This window comes from Streptomyces sp. NPDC051578 (genome assembly GCF_044454045.1).
In the GTDB taxonomy this organism is placed as follows: domain Bacteria; phylum Actinomycetota; class Actinomycetes; order Streptomycetales; family Streptomycetaceae; genus Streptomyces.
On record NZ_JBITDH010000003.1, the window covers coordinates 195,651 to 210,981 of the forward strand.

10 protein-coding genes and 1 pseudogene are annotated in these 15,331 nt (G+C 74.2%); 7 read left to right on the forward strand and 4 right to left on the reverse strand.

What is annotated here, in order from left to right; genetic code table 11:
* Positions 1 to 209 precede the first annotated feature (209 nt).
* On the reverse strand, positions 210 to 2,405 hold the full coding sequence (locus tag ACIA6C_RS16945) for an MMPL family transporter (RefSeq protein ID WP_399276548.1): 2,196 nt from the start codon (positions 2,403 to 2,405) through the stop codon (positions 210 to 212).
* Positions 2,406 to 2,763: 358 nt separating this feature from the next.
* Between ACIA6C_RS16945 and ACIA6C_RS16950 the strand changes: the two genes are divergently transcribed.
* The 6 genes and pseudogenes from ACIA6C_RS16950 to ACIA6C_RS16975 all read left to right on the forward strand — a co-directional run.
* Positions 2,764 to 3,882 (forward strand): sensor histidine kinase, encoded by a 1,119-nt coding sequence (locus tag ACIA6C_RS16950; protein WP_399276550.1) that lies wholly within the window; start codon positions 2,764 to 2,766, stop codon positions 3,880 to 3,882.
* A 94-nt stretch (positions 3,883 to 3,976) separates the two neighbouring features.
* A complete protein-coding gene (locus ACIA6C_RS16955) occupies positions 3,977 to 4,651 on the forward strand; it encodes a response regulator (protein WP_399276552.1) in 675 nt (224 codons plus the stop codon).
* A 132-nt stretch (positions 4,652 to 4,783) separates the two neighbouring features.
* Complete coding sequence (locus ACIA6C_RS16960; protein WP_399276554.1) at positions 4,784 to 5,014, forward strand: hypothetical protein; 231 nt, start codon at positions 4,784 to 4,786, stop codon at positions 5,012 to 5,014.
* 130 nt (positions 5,015 to 5,144) lie between these two features.
* Entirely contained in the window at positions 5,145 to 6,215 is a 1,071-nt protein-coding gene (locus ACIA6C_RS16965; RefSeq protein WP_399276556.1) for a PP2C family protein-serine/threonine phosphatase, read from the forward strand.
* A gap of 150 nt (positions 6,216 to 6,365) precedes the next feature.
* Positions 6,366 to 9,596, forward strand: coding sequence for a TIM-barrel domain-containing protein (locus ACIA6C_RS16970; protein WP_399276558.1), 3,231 nt, complete (start codon positions 6,366 to 6,368; stop codon positions 9,594 to 9,596).
* Positions 9,597 to 9,635: 39 nt separating this feature from the next.
* Positions 9,636 to 10,484: pseudogene (locus ACIA6C_RS16975) on the forward strand (LysR family transcriptional regulator); the annotation flags it as partial.
* Between the two features lie 17 nt (positions 10,485 to 10,501).
* Here ACIA6C_RS16975 and ACIA6C_RS16980 read toward each other — a convergent pair.
* On the reverse strand, positions 10,502 to 11,860 hold the full coding sequence (locus ACIA6C_RS16980; RefSeq protein WP_399276560.1) for a tetratricopeptide repeat protein: 1,359 nt from the start codon (positions 11,858 to 11,860) through the stop codon (positions 10,502 to 10,504).
* A gap of 137 nt (positions 11,861 to 11,997) precedes the next feature.
* On the opposite strand from ACIA6C_RS16980, the gene ACIA6C_RS16985 reads away from it, so the two are divergent.
* Positions 11,998 to 13,350, forward strand: coding sequence for a M64 family metallopeptidase (locus tag ACIA6C_RS16985; protein ID WP_399276562.1), 1,353 nt, complete (start codon positions 11,998 to 12,000; stop codon positions 13,348 to 13,350).
* A gap of 118 nt (positions 13,351 to 13,468) precedes the next feature.
* On the opposite strand, the gene ACIA6C_RS16990 is transcribed toward ACIA6C_RS16985, so the two are convergent.
* Together ACIA6C_RS16990 and ACIA6C_RS16995 are read right to left on the reverse strand one after the other, a co-directional pair.
* A complete protein-coding gene (locus ACIA6C_RS16990; RefSeq protein ID WP_399276564.1) occupies positions 13,469 to 14,617 on the reverse strand; it encodes a serine hydrolase domain-containing protein in 1,149 nt (382 codons plus the stop codon).
* Between the two features lie 199 nt (positions 14,618 to 14,816).
* The gene (locus ACIA6C_RS16995; protein WP_399276566.1) at positions 14,817 to 15,326 is read right to left on the reverse strand and encodes a DUF664 domain-containing protein; all 510 of its coding nucleotides are present in this window, start codon (positions 15,324 to 15,326) and stop codon (positions 14,817 to 14,819) included.
* Positions 15,327 to 15,331: the final 5 nt, after the last annotated feature.

Below are 15,331 nucleotides of genomic sequence, written 5' to 3' on the forward strand. Positions count from 1 at the left end.
CGCGGGGGGGGGGCGGCACCCCCCCGGGGGGGCCCCCGGGGGGGGGGGCGCGCCCCCCCCCACCGGCGCTTTCGCGCGAGCGGCCCCGGCCCGCTCGGCTCGGTCCGCCCCGGCCCGCTCGCCTCGGCCCGCTCGGCTCGGTCCGCCCCGGCCCGCTCGGCTCGGTCCGCCAGGGTCTGCCCGGCTCAGCCCGCCACCGCCTGCCCGGCTCAGCCCGCCATGACCCGCTCGGGCTCGGGCGCCTTCGACCGCCGGTCGGCGCCGCGCGGCCGCAGCGGCCACCAGAGGGAACGCCCCAGCAGCGCGGCGAGCGCCGGCACGAGCACGATCGACAGCAGGAAGGCGGAGAGCAGGATGCCGAGGCCCGTCGCGAAGCCGATCTGCCGGGTCGAGGAACCGGGGCCCGCGGCCAGGCTCCCGAAGGAGATCGCCAGTACCAGGCCCGCCGTCGCGATCGCGGGGGCCGTGTGCCGGACCGCCCGCGCCACTGCCGCGCGGACCGGACCCGGCCGCTCCATCTCCTCCCGGATCCGGTCGGTGATCAGGATGTTGTAGTCGGTGCCGAGCGCCACCACGAACAGGAACAGCACCAACGGCAGCGTGAAGTCCACGCCCGGCCGGTCCAGGGCGCGCTGGAACACCAGGGCCGCGGCGCCGAGCGTGGCGGCGAACCCCAGTCCCACGGTGACCATCAGCACCACCGGCGCGAGCAGGCTCCGCAGGAGCAGGAGCAGGATCAGCGCGATCAGCACCGCCGCCACGGGGAACACCACCCGCAGGTCTTCGCCCACCGCGACCGAGATGTCGGAGAAGACCGCCGCCGTGCCGCCCACGTGCGCCTCGGTGCCCTGCGGCCGGTGCTCGGCCACGGCCTTCCGCAGCGGCCCCGCGACCAGGTCGCGCGCCTCCTGCCGGCGCTGGTCGACGGTCAGGAACAGGTCGATTCGTGCCGCCCGGTGGTCCTCGCTCAACACCACCGGGGCCACCTGCCCCACCCCGGCGACCTGGGCGAGCGCTCGTGCCAGGCCGTCCAGCCGTCCGGCGGTCAGCGTGCCGGCGTCGGACGCCGTCACGAACACCGGGGCCGGGTCGGCCACACCGGCCGGCAGGGCACGGGCGATCTCGGCCGCCGTGTCCGCCGCGGCCGTGCGCGGTCCGTCCGGGCCGCCCTGTCCGTAGTCCATCCGTATCCCCACCAGCCCCGCGGCCAGCGCCCCCAGCAGGGCCACCGAGGCGAGCACCGCCGTCAGCGGACGCCGCGCGATCCGCTCGCCCGTCCGGGCGGCCACGCCCGGACGGGGTTCCCGCTCCAGCGCGCGGGAGGGCCAGAACATCCTGCGCCCCGATACCGCGAGGAGGGCGGGCATCAGCGTCAGGCTGCCGAGCAGCATCATCAGGACGGACACCGCGATCGCCGGGCCGAGCACCCGGAACTGCCCGAAGGTGGCCACCCCGAGGGTCGAGAACGCGACGACGATGGTCAACGCCGCGCAGGTGACCGCCGTGCCCACGCGGCCCGCCACCTCGGCCGCCGCCTCCCGGCCGCTCTGCCCGGGGTGCGCGCGCAACTGCTCGCGGAAACGGAACAGCAGGAAGAGGAAGTAGTCGATGCCGATGCCCAGCAGCACCACGCCGATCAGTTGCGGTGTCGACGGATCGAGCCGCACCCCCGTCAGCAGCGCCGCGCCGACCACCGCGCCCGTCGCCGCGCCGCCGACGATGCTCACCGCGAGCAGCGGGACCAAGGCCGCCATGACGCTGCGGAACACCAGGAGGTGCAGCAGCACGATCGCACCGAGCACGAGCGCGCCCACGACCGTCGACCTCGTCTTCCCCTCGTCCGCGGTGTCCACGGACTCGGGGAGCGCCCCGGTGAACCCGGTGCGCAGGCCCTCTCCGGCGAACTCGGCCCGGGTGGCGTCCCGGAAGGCACGGTAGAGGTCCTGCATGCCCGGATCGGTCGGGTTGCCCCTCAACTCCACCGCCAGCAGCCTGAAGCGGTGGTCCGGTGCGGTCACGGCCGGACTGAGACGAGGACGTTGGGAGTAGTCCCGGCCGAGCGGCGCCGAGTCCCCGGTCCTGGGCATCGCGACCCGTCGCCGCGCCAGTTCCGCGGCCCCGGCGTCGATCCGCCGTTCGTCCCCGGCCGTCAGCGGGCCGCCGTCGGTACGGGCCACGAGCAGCGTCAGCGCATTGGCGTCCGGTCTGGTCCCGAAGTGCCGCTCGGCGACCCGCAGGGCCGCGGCGGAGTCGTAGCCGGCGGGCAGGAACTCACCGGTGTTCGCCTCGGTGGCACGGGGTACGAACGCCTGGCCCACCACGGCCAGGGCGATGCCCAGCACCGCCCAGACGAGGATGACCTTCCAGGGACTTCGGGTGGCGAAGCCGGTCAGGGCGCGGATCAAGGGTCCTCCATCACGTCACGGGACCGGTGTTCACCGGCTGCCCACCAGCCCATCACCGCCCGCGCCGGGACACGTCGGGACGGCGGAGGAGTCCGCACCCGGGACCGGGGCCGGGCACGCGCCGCCGACCGGGACCCGGGTCCCGGGTCCGGCTCCACCCCTGGTACGACCCCGCCGGCGGGTCCCGCGCGAGAGAATGAGCCCGGAGAGCAAGCGCGCCGCCGGTACCGATCGCCGCGCGCGTCGACGAGGGGGAGGGCCGGACACGATGCCGATACGCCGTGGGGATGGTCCGCGCCGACGCCGCCGGCGAGACGCGGCGAACGGGTCGTTCGTCTGGACCCGCGATGACGCGCTGGTGGCCATCGGCACGGCTGCCGTGGACGTGTTCGGCTACGCGGGCACCGCCGTGATCGACGGGGAGGCCCTGAGGCCTGCCGGCCTCGCCCTCCTCGTGATCGCCGCGCTCTGCCTGCTCGCCCGCCGCCGCCACCCGGTGCTCGTGCTCGCGGTGGTCCTGTCACTCGACCTCGCCCTGGAGCTCACCGCCCCGCTGCCGCAGCACTTCACGGCCGGTCTCGCCGTCGCCCTGTACTCGGTCGGCAGGCTGAGCGGCCCCGGACCCGTCGCGGGAGCCGTCGCGCTGACCGTGGCCATGCCGCTCGCCGTCCGGACCGAGAGCTGGACCGCCGCCGGCTGGGGCGCGCTCAACACCGTCATGGCCGCGGTCCTCAGCATCGGCGCGGGTCTGGCGGTCGGACGCCGGCAGCGCGCGGGCGAGGCGAAACGCGAGCTGCTGGCCGAGCGGGCGGTGGCCGAGGAGCGACGCCGGATCGCCCGGGAGCTCCACGACATCGTGGCCCACCACATCACCACCATGCAGCTGATGGCCGGCGGGGCGAGGGCCAACCTGGCCCACGACCCCGAGGCGGCCCGCGAGGCCCTCGTCATCCTGGAGGGTTCGGGTCGTACGGCGCTGGGCGAGATGCGGCAGCTCCTGCGCGTCCTGAGAGCGGGTGAGGACCCGGAGGGCACCCCGCCGGCCCCGCAGCCCGGAACCGCCGACCTGGACCGCATCGTGAGCGAAGCCCGGCTCGCGGGGACGCGGACCGCGTTCACCGTGGACGGCCCCGTCCGTCCGCTGCCGCCGAGCGTGGGCCTGACCGTGTTCCGGATCGTGCAGGAGGCACTGACCAACACCCGCAAGCACGCCGGCCGGGCCGGCGCCGACGTACGGCTGAGCTACCGCCCGGACCACGTCCTCGTGGAGGTGCGCGACGACGGCCCGGGCGGCTCGTCCGGCGCCGCGTCAGACGGACGTCCGTCCGCGCACCCGGCGCCTTCGCGGCCGGTCACGGGCTCGGGGTACGGTCTGGTGGGAATGCGTGAGAGGGTCGCCCTCCAGGGCGGCACGCTGGAAGCCGCGCCGCTCGACGGCGGCGGGTTCCGGGTGGCGGCGAGCCTGCCGGCGTCGTGACGGGCGCCGCCGGGGCCGGCCCCGCCCGGGCCGGGAACCACAGTTCCGGCCCCGCCCGGGGCGGGAACCACAGTTCGGGGAGGGGGAGCCGCACATGATCCGGGTGCTCATCGCGGACGACCAGCCGCTCGTGCGGCGCGGCCTGGCGCTGATCCTGGCGCCGGAGCCGGACGTCGAGGTCGTCGGCGAGGCCGGGGACGGGGCCGAGGCGGTGGCCCGGGCGGAAGCACTGCGCCCCGACGTGGTGGTGATGGACATCCGGATGCCGGTGCTCGACGGAGCCGCGGCCACCGCCGAGCTGGCCCGCACCCTGCCGGGATCCCGGGTACTGGCCCTCAGCACCTTCGACATGGACGAGTACGTGGTGGCCGCCCTGCGCGCGGGCGCGTACGGCTTCCTCCCCAAAGACGTCTCCCCGGAGGAGCTGATCGCGGCAGTGCGCACCGTGCACACCGGCGACGCGGTCGTCGCGCCGCGGCTGCTCACCCGGCTCATCTCCGCCTACGTCCGCACCCCCGCGCCCGCCGCGCGTCCCGCGCCCCTCTCGGCCGCCCTGGACGGTCTGACACCGCGCGAACTGGAGATCTGGCGGCTGCTCGCGGTGGGCCTCGACAACGCCGAGATCGCCGGAGAGCTCGACATCAGCGTCTCCACGGTGAAGAACCACCTCACCGGCGTGTTCGGGAAGCTGGGTGTGCGCGACCGCGCCCAGGCGGTCATCGCGGCCTACGAGTCGGGCCTGGTCGAAGCCGAACGCAGGGGCGCCTGACGGCCGGGACGGCTGCACTGCCCGGTGAGCGGCGGCATCGCCCGGCCGGAAACGGGGGCGGACCGCCCGCGCGTACGACGAGCCGCGCATGGCACAGTGCGAGCAGTACGATCCCCGGACCAGGGAGCCGCCATGCGTGACCCGCACACCGAGCCGCCGGCGCTCGCGGCCGTGCCCGGCAGCACCGGGGAGGGGCCCTCGCTACCGCCCTGTCCGGTGTGCGCCGGGCGCGTCGAACGGGTCAGCTGGCGCGAGCGCCCGGGGGAGTCCGTGGTCCTGGTCCTCGCCCCCTGCGGTCACCGCCACCACGCCCTCGCCCCGCCGCTCCTCGCCGTCGCCCGCGGGCCGGCGCCCGACGTGTGACGCGGCGCGCCGGCGGCCGCGCGCGTCCCCCGTGCGCGCCCCTGCACGGGAAGGAGCGGTGCGGGTGTATGCAAGAGTCATGGACCTACGCCCGCAGCACGGAGGTACCCGCCGGTACCGTGAACCGCGCATGGGGATGCTGTCCGTTCCCCTGGCCCTGATCGCGCTCGTCACCGCGGTCGACGTGCTGGCGCCGCCCGACGTCCACCTGGGTCCCTTCCTCGCCGCCGCCCCGGCCGTCACCGCCTCGTTCGCGGGGCCGCGGGCAACGGCGTTCATCGGAGCGGTGGCGGTCACCGCGCAGGTGGCGGTCGCCGTCGTCAGGACCAACGTCACCGATCTGAACCACACCTTCCAGATCATCGCGCTGGTCCTGATCTCGGCGTTCGTCACCTTCTTCGCCCACTTGCGGGAGGTGCACGAGGCGCAGCTCACCCAGCTCCGGTCGGTGGCCGAGACCGCGCAGCAGGTCCTGCTGAGGCCGCTGCGCGAACGCATGGGGCCGCTGCGCGTGGCCTCCGTCTACCTGGCCGCCGAGGCCGAGGCACAGATCGGCGGCGACCTGTACGCCGCCGCCCGGACCGAGGACAGCACCCGGCTGATCATCGGGGACGTCCGGGGCAAGGGCCTGGAGGCGGTCGGCGAGGCGGCCATCGTCCTCGGCGCCTTCCGCTCCGCCGCCCACCGCGGGGCCGGTCTGTCCGAGCTGGTCGCCTCCCTGGACGGGGCGGTCGCCGCGGATATGGACGACGAGACGCGCGACGACGCGGGCCGCCCGCCCGGTGAGGGCTTCACCACCGCCGCCGTGGTCGACATCCCGGACGCCGAGATGATCCTGCGGGTCGTCAGCTGCGGCCACCCGCCGCCGCTGCTGCTGCGGCGAGGCCGGGCCGTCCCGCTCCAAGTGGCCCACCCCGCACCGCCGCTCGGGCTCTCGGAACTCGTTCCGGCCGGCTTCACCGTGCAGTCCTTCGCCTTCGAGACCGGCGACGTGGTGCTCCTGTACACCGACGGGGTGATCGAGGCCCGGAACGAGGCCGGTGACTTCTACCCGTTGACGGAGAGGGCCGCCGCCTGGCCCGGCGACGGTCCGGACGGCCTGCTGCGTCACCTGTGCGCGGACCTGCTCAGACACTCTCCGCACGGCCGGCTGGGGGACGACGCGGCGCTGGTCGCGATCGAACGCCTCGGCGGAGGCTGAGCCACACATGCGTGAACTTGCTTGTTAGCGCGTAATTTCGAGCATCTTCCTTCATCGAGGTCTCCGGAACCGCTATCTTGGCCCGTGTTGTTTGCCAGGCGCATGCCAAAGCGGTGTGTCCGTGTCCCGGACCGCACGAGGAGCTGCCCCATGAGAATGACCCCGAGGCGCGTCCGTCCCGTCCCGCCCGCCCCCACCCCAGCCGGACACCGGTTGCGCGCGCGCCGCCGCATACCCGGCGCGGCCCTGCTCGCCGGCGTGCTCGCCATGGCGGGGCTGGCCGCCGCCGGCCCGATGGCCTCACCGGCCGACGCGGCCCCGGCACCCGCGACCGCCGGCAACGCCACCGGGCTCACCCGGTCCGGGAACACCTTCACCGTGACCACGTCCTCCGGCGCCAAGGCCCGCGTGGTCGTCGCCCGCGCGGACATCTTCCGGCTGTGGCTCTCGCCCGACGGCTCCTTCACCCAGGACCCGGCCGGCTCCGACCTCGCCCCCACCACCGACTTCGGCCCCGTGAACCCGACGTACACCGATGCGGGCGCCTACTACCGGATCACCACCGGCGCCCTCTCCGTGCACGTCAACAAGACGCCCCTGCGGTTCTCGGTCTACCGCGCCGACGACGCCACCCTCGTCTGGCAGGAGACCCAGCCCACCTCCTGGACGGGCACCCAGACCACCCAGTACCTCGCCCGCGGCGCGGACGAGCAGTTCTACGGAACCGGCCTGCGCCTCGGGGAATGGGCCCTGCGCGGGAAGACCGTCCCCGTCGCCGTGGACAACAAGTGGCGCGAGAACGACAACGCCAGCCCCGCGCCCTTCTACATGTCCACCAACGGCTACGGCGTCATGCGCAACACCTGGGCCCCCGGCTCCTACGGGTTCAACGCACCCACCACCCTCACCCACGACGAGAAGCGCTTCGACGCCTGGTACTTCACCGGCGACTCCCTCAAGTCGGTCCTCGACGCCTACACCGACGTCAGCGGCAAACCCTTCATGGCGCCGATGTGGGGCTTCGAACTGGGCAACGCCGACTGCTTCAACGCCTCCAACCCCGCCTACCAGGGCGACCACGACCGGCTGCGCCACCAGACCACCCCCGACGTGGTCGGCTACGCCGCCGACGCCCGCGCCGCCGACATGCCCTCGGGCTGGTTCCTGCCCAACGACGGCTACGGCTGCGGTTACACCGCGCCCCTCAAATCCACCGTCGACGCCCTCAAGGCGAAGGGGTTCCAGACCGGCCTGTGGACCTCCACCGGCCTCACCGACATCGCGAGCGAAGTCGGCACGGCCGGCACCCGGGGCGTCAAGACCGACGTCGCCTGGATCGGAGGCGGCTACAAGAGCGCCTTCACCGGCGTCAAGCAGGCCGTCGAGGGCATCGAGAAGAACTCCGACGCCCGCCGCTACGTCTGGACCGTCGACGGCTGGGCCGGCACCCAGCGCAACGCCGTCGTCTGGACCGGCGACACCAACGGCACCTGGGACGACATGCGCTGGCACGTCCCCGCCATCACGGGCGCCGGTCTGTCCGGCCTCAACTACGCCTCCGGCGACGTCGACGGCATCTTCGGCGGAAGCCCCAAGACGTACGTCCGCGACCTCCAGTGGAAGGCCTTCACCCCGGCCTTCATGACGATGTCCGGCTGGGGCGCGACCAACCCGGCCGCCGGCTACCAGGACAAGCAGCCCTGGCGGTTCGCCGAGCCCTACCTGTCCGTCAACCGCAAGTACCTGCAGCTCAAGATGCGGCTGATGCCCTACCTGTACACGATGAGCCGCGTCGCACACGACACCGGCGTGCCCAGCACCCGCGCGATGGTCCTGGAGTACCCGGACGACCCGGTGGCCCGGGGCAACCTCACCAGCGGCCAGTTCATGGCCGGCGACTCCTTCCTCGTCGCCCCCGTCGTCTCCGACACCTCCGTGCGCGACGGCATCTACCTGCCGGCCGGCACCTGGACGGACTACTGGACCGGCACGACCTACTCGGGCCCGGGCTGGCTGAACGGCTACCGGGCGCCCCTCGACACGCTGCCGCTGTTCGTCAAGGGCGGCGCGATCGTGCCGATGTGGCCCCAGATGAACTACACGGGCGAGAAGCCCGTCTCCACCCTCACCTACGACATCCACCCACGCGGCGACTCGGCGTTCAGCCTGTACGAGGACGACGGCCGCACCCGCGCCTACCAGTCCGGGGCGTTCGCCCGCCAGCAGGTGGACGTCAGCGCCCCCACCGCCGGGACCGGCACCGTCACCGTATCCGTGGGAGCGGCCGTCGGCAGCTACGCCGGACAACCGGCCTCACGCGGTTACGAGTTCACCCTCCACGTCGCCTCCGCGCCCACCGCCCTCACCGTCGACGGCGCGGCCCTCACCCGGCTCACCTCGAAGGGCGCGTACGACGCCGCCGCCACCGGGTGGTTCTTCGACCCGGCCGACCGCTCCGGTGTCCTGTGGGTCAAGACCGGCGCGAAGCAGGGCGCTTTCCGCATCACGGCCGCCGGCGTCACCCTCCCCGTGGCCGCCCCCGTCCCGACCGGCTCCGCCCCGGTGCCCCAGTCGGCCTGGAGCCTGCTCGCCGCCGACAGCCAGGAGACCGCCGCCGAGAACGGGAGCGCCACGAACGCCTTCGACGGCGACCCGGCCACGATCTGGCACACGGCCTGGTCCTCGGGAACCCCCGCCCCGCTGCCCCACGAGGTGAGCATCGACCTCGGGGCCCGCTACACGGTCGACGGCCTGGGCTACCTGCCCCGCCAGGACGGCGGGGTCAACGGCCGCATCGGCTCCTACGAGATCTACGTGTCCGACACCACCACCGACTGGGGGTTGCCGGCGGCCACCGGAACCTTCGCCGACACCGCGGCCCTGAAACGGATCACCCTGCCCGCTAAGACGGGCCGCTACCTGCGCCTGCGCGCACTCGGCGAGGCGGGCGGAAGAGGCCCCTGGACCAGCGCGGCCGAACTCACCCTCACCGGACGGCCGGCGCCCCTCCCGGCCGACGCCACCCTCGTCGACTCCGCGTCGGGCAGCTGCGCCGACCTCCCGCACAGCAGCACCGCACCCGGCACCGAGCCCACCCTGTACACCTGCCACGGCGGGCCCAACCAGCGCTGGACCCTCCACGACGACGGCCACATCACCGGCCTCGGCGGCGTCTGCCTGGACGCCACGAACGCGACGGCCGTCACCGTACAGCCGTGCGCCGCGACCACCGGCCAGACCTGGCAGCCCGGACCCGACGGCAGCCTGCGCAGCACCGGACAGTGCCTGACCCCTGAGGGATCGGCGACCGCCGACGGCACCCGCCTCACCCGCACCGCCTGCGCCGGCACCCCGGCCCAGCGGTGGACCTTCACACCCTGAGCCCGTAGGCCCGCCCGGGCCTCGTGGGTCGACACCCGGACCCAGCCCGCCGTCAGCCAGCACGTCCGACGCCTGGAGAAGGAGACCGGCGTCGCCCTCCTGGAACGCCACGCCCGCGGAGTGGTCCCCACCGAAGCCGGCCGCATCCTGCTCGCGGCCGCCGCCGACGGCATGGCCGGCCTCGACGGCGCTCTGCGCCGCCTCGACGACCTCGTCCACGGCGACGCCGGATCGGTGCGCGTCACCACCGGGGCGACGACCGTCCGGCACTTCATGTCCGAGGCGGTCGTCACCTTCCGTCGCCGCCACCCCGATGTCAGCCTGGAGTTCCAGACCGAGAACTCCAGCCGCAGCTGCTTCACGGCGCTCGCCGCCGACGACCTCGACCTCGCCTGGATCACCATCTCGGATCCCGTCCGAGGCATCGAGCAGCGCCCCGTCATGCACCTGCCCTGGGTCCTCGCCGTCGGCGCCGACGACCCCCTTGCCACCCGCAGCCGCCTCGAACCGGCTGAGCTCAGCGGCATCCGGCACATCCGGCTCCCCGAGAACTCCGCCTCCCGCGCCCACCTCGACTCCGCCCTCGCCGCCCGCGGGGTCCGGATCAGCCGCTCCGACACCAGCGTGGCCGACTGGGACACCGCCCTGCTGCTGGCCGAACTCGGGCTCGGCCACGCCCTGGTACCGGCGCTGCCCGGCTGGCGGGTCCCCGGATCCGAGGGGCCGCTCAGGCTCCTGCCCGTCCCGGCCCTGCCGCCCCTCGCGGTCGGCTGGGCCGTCCGCCGCTGGAGCGCCCTGACCCCACCGGCCCGCCTCTTCGCCGACGAGGTCGCCCGCTCCTGCACCGCCCGCGCCGTGGGGGACGCCGAAGGACCCCGCGGGATGTGAGGGCGCCGGACGCGGCCTCAGCCCGCTTCCGGGGGAGCGGCGGGCGTCCCCGCCGGAGCCGCCGGGGCGGGGCCCAGCGTCGTGGTGCCCGGGACGGCCCGGTGCCCCAGGCCCGTGCGGTACGCGTCCAGGGCGGCCTCCGTGCGGCCGCAGCGGCGCAGCAGGTCCCCCAGCAGCCGGCACAGGTCCGCGAGGTCACCGCTCGCCCCGCTGCGCTCCAGCAGCGCCAGCGCCCGTACGTAGTGCTCCTCTGCGGCCTCCGCGTCGCCCCGCTCCTCCGCGATCAGACCGAGCAGCCGGTGGGCCCCGCCCGCGTGCACGGCTCCGTGGTGCTCACCCAGCTCCAGGAGCGCCGACAGCAGGCCGGTGGCCTCGTCGTGGCGGCCGAGCCGGCGCAGTACGTCGGCCAGCTCGACCTCCACCTGGGCGGTGTACAGCGCCGCCCGCTTGGCGGCGAGCATGTCCCGGGCGGTGCGCAACTCGGCTTCGGCGGCCTCCAGTTCCCCCCGCTGCGCCTGGACGTAGCCGCGCATCCAGTGGCAGTGCGCCAGATCGGTGCGCAGCCGCAGCTGCCGGTAGACGGCCTGGGCCTTGGCGAGGGAGGCGTCGGCGTCGGCCATCCGCCCCTCGGCGAGGAAGGTGCGCGCGACCTGCCGGTGCATGCCCGCGACCAGTGCCGGGTCCTGGACTTGCGCGGCGAGCCCCAGGGCCAGTTCGGCGGCGTGGGCCGCGCGGGCGTGGGCTCCCATGTCCATGTACGGGCCGATCGCCGCAGCGTAGAGCAGGACCAGGGCATCCGGATCGCCCAGTCCGCTCGCGTTCAGCTCGTCGATGGCCGATTCGAGGAGGTAGCACGCGTAGCGCAGTTCCCCGGCGAGCAGGTGGGCCACGGCCCGCCCCCGGACGGCGCGGGCCCTGCGGGGGAGCGGCTCGTGCGTCAGCAGCCGTTCCGCCTCCTCGAAGTGGCTTATGGCGTCCGCGAGTTCGCCGCTCTCCAGGCAGCAGTCGCCCAGCCCCAGCAGCGCCTCGGCCCGCTCGGGGGACAGATCGAGCTGTTCGGCGTCGGTCAGGAGCCTGCGGAAGAGGACCGCGGCCTCGTCCGCGGCGCCCGTGGCCAGCGCCCGCTGGGCGTCGGTCAGCGCGAGGCGCAGCTCGGTGGCCAGATGGGCGGGGCGGCCGGTGGCGAGCTCCTCGTAGGAGGTGCCCAGGCGGTCGGCGAGGAACCGCAGGGCGGCTTCGGAAGGGCGGACCCGGCCCGACTCCAGGGTGGAGATGTAGGCCGCCGTGTACACCGGTTCCGCCAACTGCCGCTGGGTCAGCGCTCGCTCGGCGCGCAGACGCTGAACACGGCGACCGATTTCGTCCGGTTCATCCATGAAGTCCCCTCGGGTCACGTGAAATCCCCAGTATTCAGCGGGAGATGCCCATTGCGCACGCCCTGCGCACGCCCCTAACTTAAGCACCCGGTTAAGCCTGCTTATCTTAATGTTTATGTTCCTCGGGGAGGGACTTCATGGGGTCACCCATCCGCTCGGCCGTCCGCCTGGCCGTCGCCGCCCTCGGCGCGAGCGCCGTTCTCCTGGCCGCCGTACCCGCCGGGGCGGCCGCGTCGCCGCCCGGTCCGCCCGCGCCGCACGGGGTGCAGGTGGAGATACCGGGGCCCGAACAGGGCGGCGCAGCGGGCTCCGGCAGCATCCGCGTCCCGGCCGCCGGCCGGGGCAAGGCGCCGGCCGCACTCTCCCCCGCCGAACGCGCGGCGGACGGCGAGGTCACCAAGGCGGTCGACAACGGGCCCACCGCGGACCGCCTCGACGTCGTCGTGATCGGTGACGGCTACACCGCGGCCGAACTGGGCAAGTTCCACGAGGACGCCCGCCAGAAGTGGGCCGAGGTCACGGCCGTGGAGCCGTACGCGACCTACCGCAACCTGTTCAACGTCTGGACGGTCGACGCCGTCTCCCGCGAGTCCGGCGTCTCCGGCGACCCCGACCCGGCCACCACCCGGGACACCGCCCTCGGCTCCTTCTTCTGGTGCGAGGGCATCGAACGGCTGCTCTGCGTGGACCAGCCCAAGGTGGACGCGTACGTGGCGAAGGCACCCGCCGCCGATCTGGTGATCGTCCTGTCCAACAGCACCAAGTACGGCGGGGCCGGCTACAACGAACCCAGCCCCACCCTCGGCTACGAGGGGATCTCCACCGCCTCCGCCGGGAACGCCAAGTCCGGCCAGGTCGCCGTCCACGAGACCGGCCACTCGCTCGGCAAGCTCGCCGACGAGTACTTCTACCCCGACACCCCGGGCTACGAGCACTACACCGGCCCCGAGACCACCGAGTCCAACACCTCCACCCTCACCGCCGACCGCATGCGCGACACCCGGTCCAAGTGGTACCGCTGGCTCGGCGAACAGTCCCCCGACGGCGGCACGGTGGGCGCGTACGAAGGCGGCGGCTACTTCGTCACCGGCCTCAACCGGCCGACCGACAACTCGATCATGCGGGTGCTCGGCAAGCCGTTCAGCCTCCCGGGAGTCGAGGCGATGATCGCGGGCTTCCACCGCCACGCCCACACCGTCACCGCACTCACCCCGACGGACCGCACCCTGCGCACGCGCGACCGGGCGAAGGTCTCCGTTCCCCGTCTCGCGAGCCCGGGCGGCCGGCAGCTCGTGGTGCGCTGGTACCTGGACGGCCATGAGCTGAAACGATTCGCCGGACGGAGCGACGTACGGGTGGGGGACCTGTCCCTCTCCGGCGGGCGGACCCACAGGCTGACGGTCACGGCCGAGGACCGGACCCCCTCGGTGCGCGACCCGAAGATCGCCGCGAGCATGCGCACCACCCTGGGCTGGAGCGTCCGCCGCTGACCGCTGACCGCTGACCGCTGACCGCTGACCGCTGACCGCTGACCGCTGACCGCTGACGGCGGTCGGCTGACCCGGGCCCGCTGAGCGCTGACCGCCGATCGCGGTCGGCGGGCCCGGGTCAGGACCCGGCCGCGTACCGCCAGAACTCCTGCATGAGGGCGGGCGACGCCGGGCCGCTCAGTTCGCGCTGGGTGAGCAGGACGGTGACGGTACCGGTCGCCGGGACGATGTGCGACGCCGTCCCGGTACCGCCGATCCACCCGTAACGCCCCGGCTCGTTCCAGGGGTTCAGGCGCTCGACGTCCACACTGCCGCCGAACCCCCAGCCCTGCCCTTCCAGGAAGAGCGCGCCACCGGCCCGCTGGGCGGGGGTCAGCCGGTCGGTGGTCATCTGCCGGACCGACTCGGCGGAGAGCAGTCGCCGTCCGTCCGCCGTCCCTCCGGCGAGCAGCATCCGGCCGAAGGCGTACAGGTCGTCCACGGTCGACACCAGCCCGCCCGTCCCGGACGGGAAGGCCGGCATCCGGCTCCACTGCCCGTCGGGGGCGTCGACCAGTTCCAGGGCGCCCTCGTCGCCGGCCCGGTAGTAGCCGGTGAAGCGGCCCAGATCGGCCGGCGGCACGGCGAAGCCCGTGTCCCGCATGCCGAGCGGCTCGAAGATCCGCTCCGCGAGGAACTCGGGCAGCGGCTGTCCCGAGACGCGGGCGATCAGTACGCCCAGGATGTCGGAGCACGCGTTGTAGAGCCACGCCCGGCCCGGCTGGTACAGCAGCGGGATCCGGGCCAGCGTCTTCATCCACGCGTCCGGTTCCGCGATCAGCTGGGGCTGCGGGGGGCCCTGCTTGAGCTCCGTGAACAGGGCCCGTACCGCGGGCAGTGAGAAGTCCGAGGGAAAGCCGTACCCGGCCCGGAAGGTCAGCAGGTCCTCCACGGTGATGGGCCGCTCGGCCGGTACGACGTCGTCCAGCGGGCTCGACGGCGTACGGACGACCACCGGCGAGGCGAGTTCCGGAAGCGGCCCCCGGACCGGTTCGTCGAGGGCGAGCCGGCCCTCCTCGACCAGCGTCATCGCCGCCACGGCCGTGATCGGCTTCGTCAGCGAGGCCGCGCGGAAGATCGTGTCGCGGGCCATCGGAGGGAAGTCGCCGATCCCGGCCGAGCCCACCGCTGCCACCTCGACCCGGTCGCCGCGGGCCACCAGGCCCACCGCCCCCGGCAGGTAGCCGCTGCTCACGTGCGATGCCAGGATCTCGCGCAGGCTGGTCATGACTCCACCTCTCCCGATGGCCGTTACGGGCGTACGGCCGGCGGTGCACCGGCCTTCGGCAGTCAAGACTCCCGGGACGCCCCGGATTCATCGCTCTGCCGCCCGCGAATCCGGCGGCGCTCCTGCGAGGCGCGCGCGGCGCCACCCGAACGCCGCCCGCCGCCCGGCCCCGAGGGGCCGGACGGCGGCTGCGGGAGCACTACCGGCGCTCCAGCACCCCGCGTGCGAAGGCCGCCTGACCGGCGTGCTGGAGGTCGTCCGTCAGCACGCTCACCAGGCGCACGCCGAGCGTGACCGGCGGATCCCAGCGCTCGTCCACCACCCGGCCCAGGTCGGCGGCGCCCAGACCCCGAACGAACCGCAGGGTCTGCTCGTGCACCGCGTCGAAGTAGCCGAGCAGCAGCTCGCCCGACTCGACGCGGACCTTCCCGGCCTCTCGCGCCGTGTGCCCGTAGCCGGTGGCGTCGGCCGGCAGCGGGAGGCCGAACCGCTCCGCCCAGCCCTCGGCGTGCCACACCTGCTCCAGCCCCCCGGCGTCCGCCACGTGGTCGTCCTGCACCCGGGTCAGGTGCCAGACCAGCCACGCGACGGAGTTCGCCGCCGGGTCGACGCGCGCGTTGAGCTGCTCGGCCGAGAGCCCGTCCAGCACCTCGTGCACCACCTCGCGGACACGTCCGTAGGCGTCGGCCAAGACCTCCGTGGCCTTCACGGCGC

What these genes read in the sequence shown, in the direction of transcription:
- ACIA6C_RS16955 (WP_399276552.1), top strand. Translation starts at nt 3,977, where the DNA reads ATGATCCGGGTGCTCATCGCGGACGACCAGCCGCTCGTGCGGCGCGGC.
- ACIA6C_RS16960 (WP_399276554.1), top strand. Translation starts at nt 4,784, where the DNA reads ATGCGTGACCCGCACACCGAGCCGCCGGCGCTCGCGGCCGTGCCCGGC.
- ACIA6C_RS16965 (WP_399276556.1), top strand. Translation starts at nt 5,145, where the DNA reads ATGGGGATGCTGTCCGTTCCCCTGGCCCTGATCGCGCTCGTCACCGCG.
- ACIA6C_RS16970 (WP_399276558.1), top strand. Translation starts at nt 6,366, where the DNA reads ATGAGAATGACCCCGAGGCGCGTCCGTCCCGTCCCGCCCGCCCCCACC.
- ACIA6C_RS16980 (WP_399276560.1), bottom strand. Translation starts at nt 11,860, where the DNA reads ATGGATGAACCGGACGAAATCGGTCGCCGTGTTCAGCGTCTGCGCGCC.
- ACIA6C_RS16985 (WP_399276562.1), top strand. Translation starts at nt 11,998, where the DNA reads ATGGGGTCACCCATCCGCTCGGCCGTCCGCCTGGCCGTCGCCGCCCTC.
- ACIA6C_RS16990 (WP_399276564.1), bottom strand. Translation starts at nt 14,617, where the DNA reads ATGACCAGCCTGCGCGAGATCCTGGCATCGCACGTGAGCAGCGGCTAC.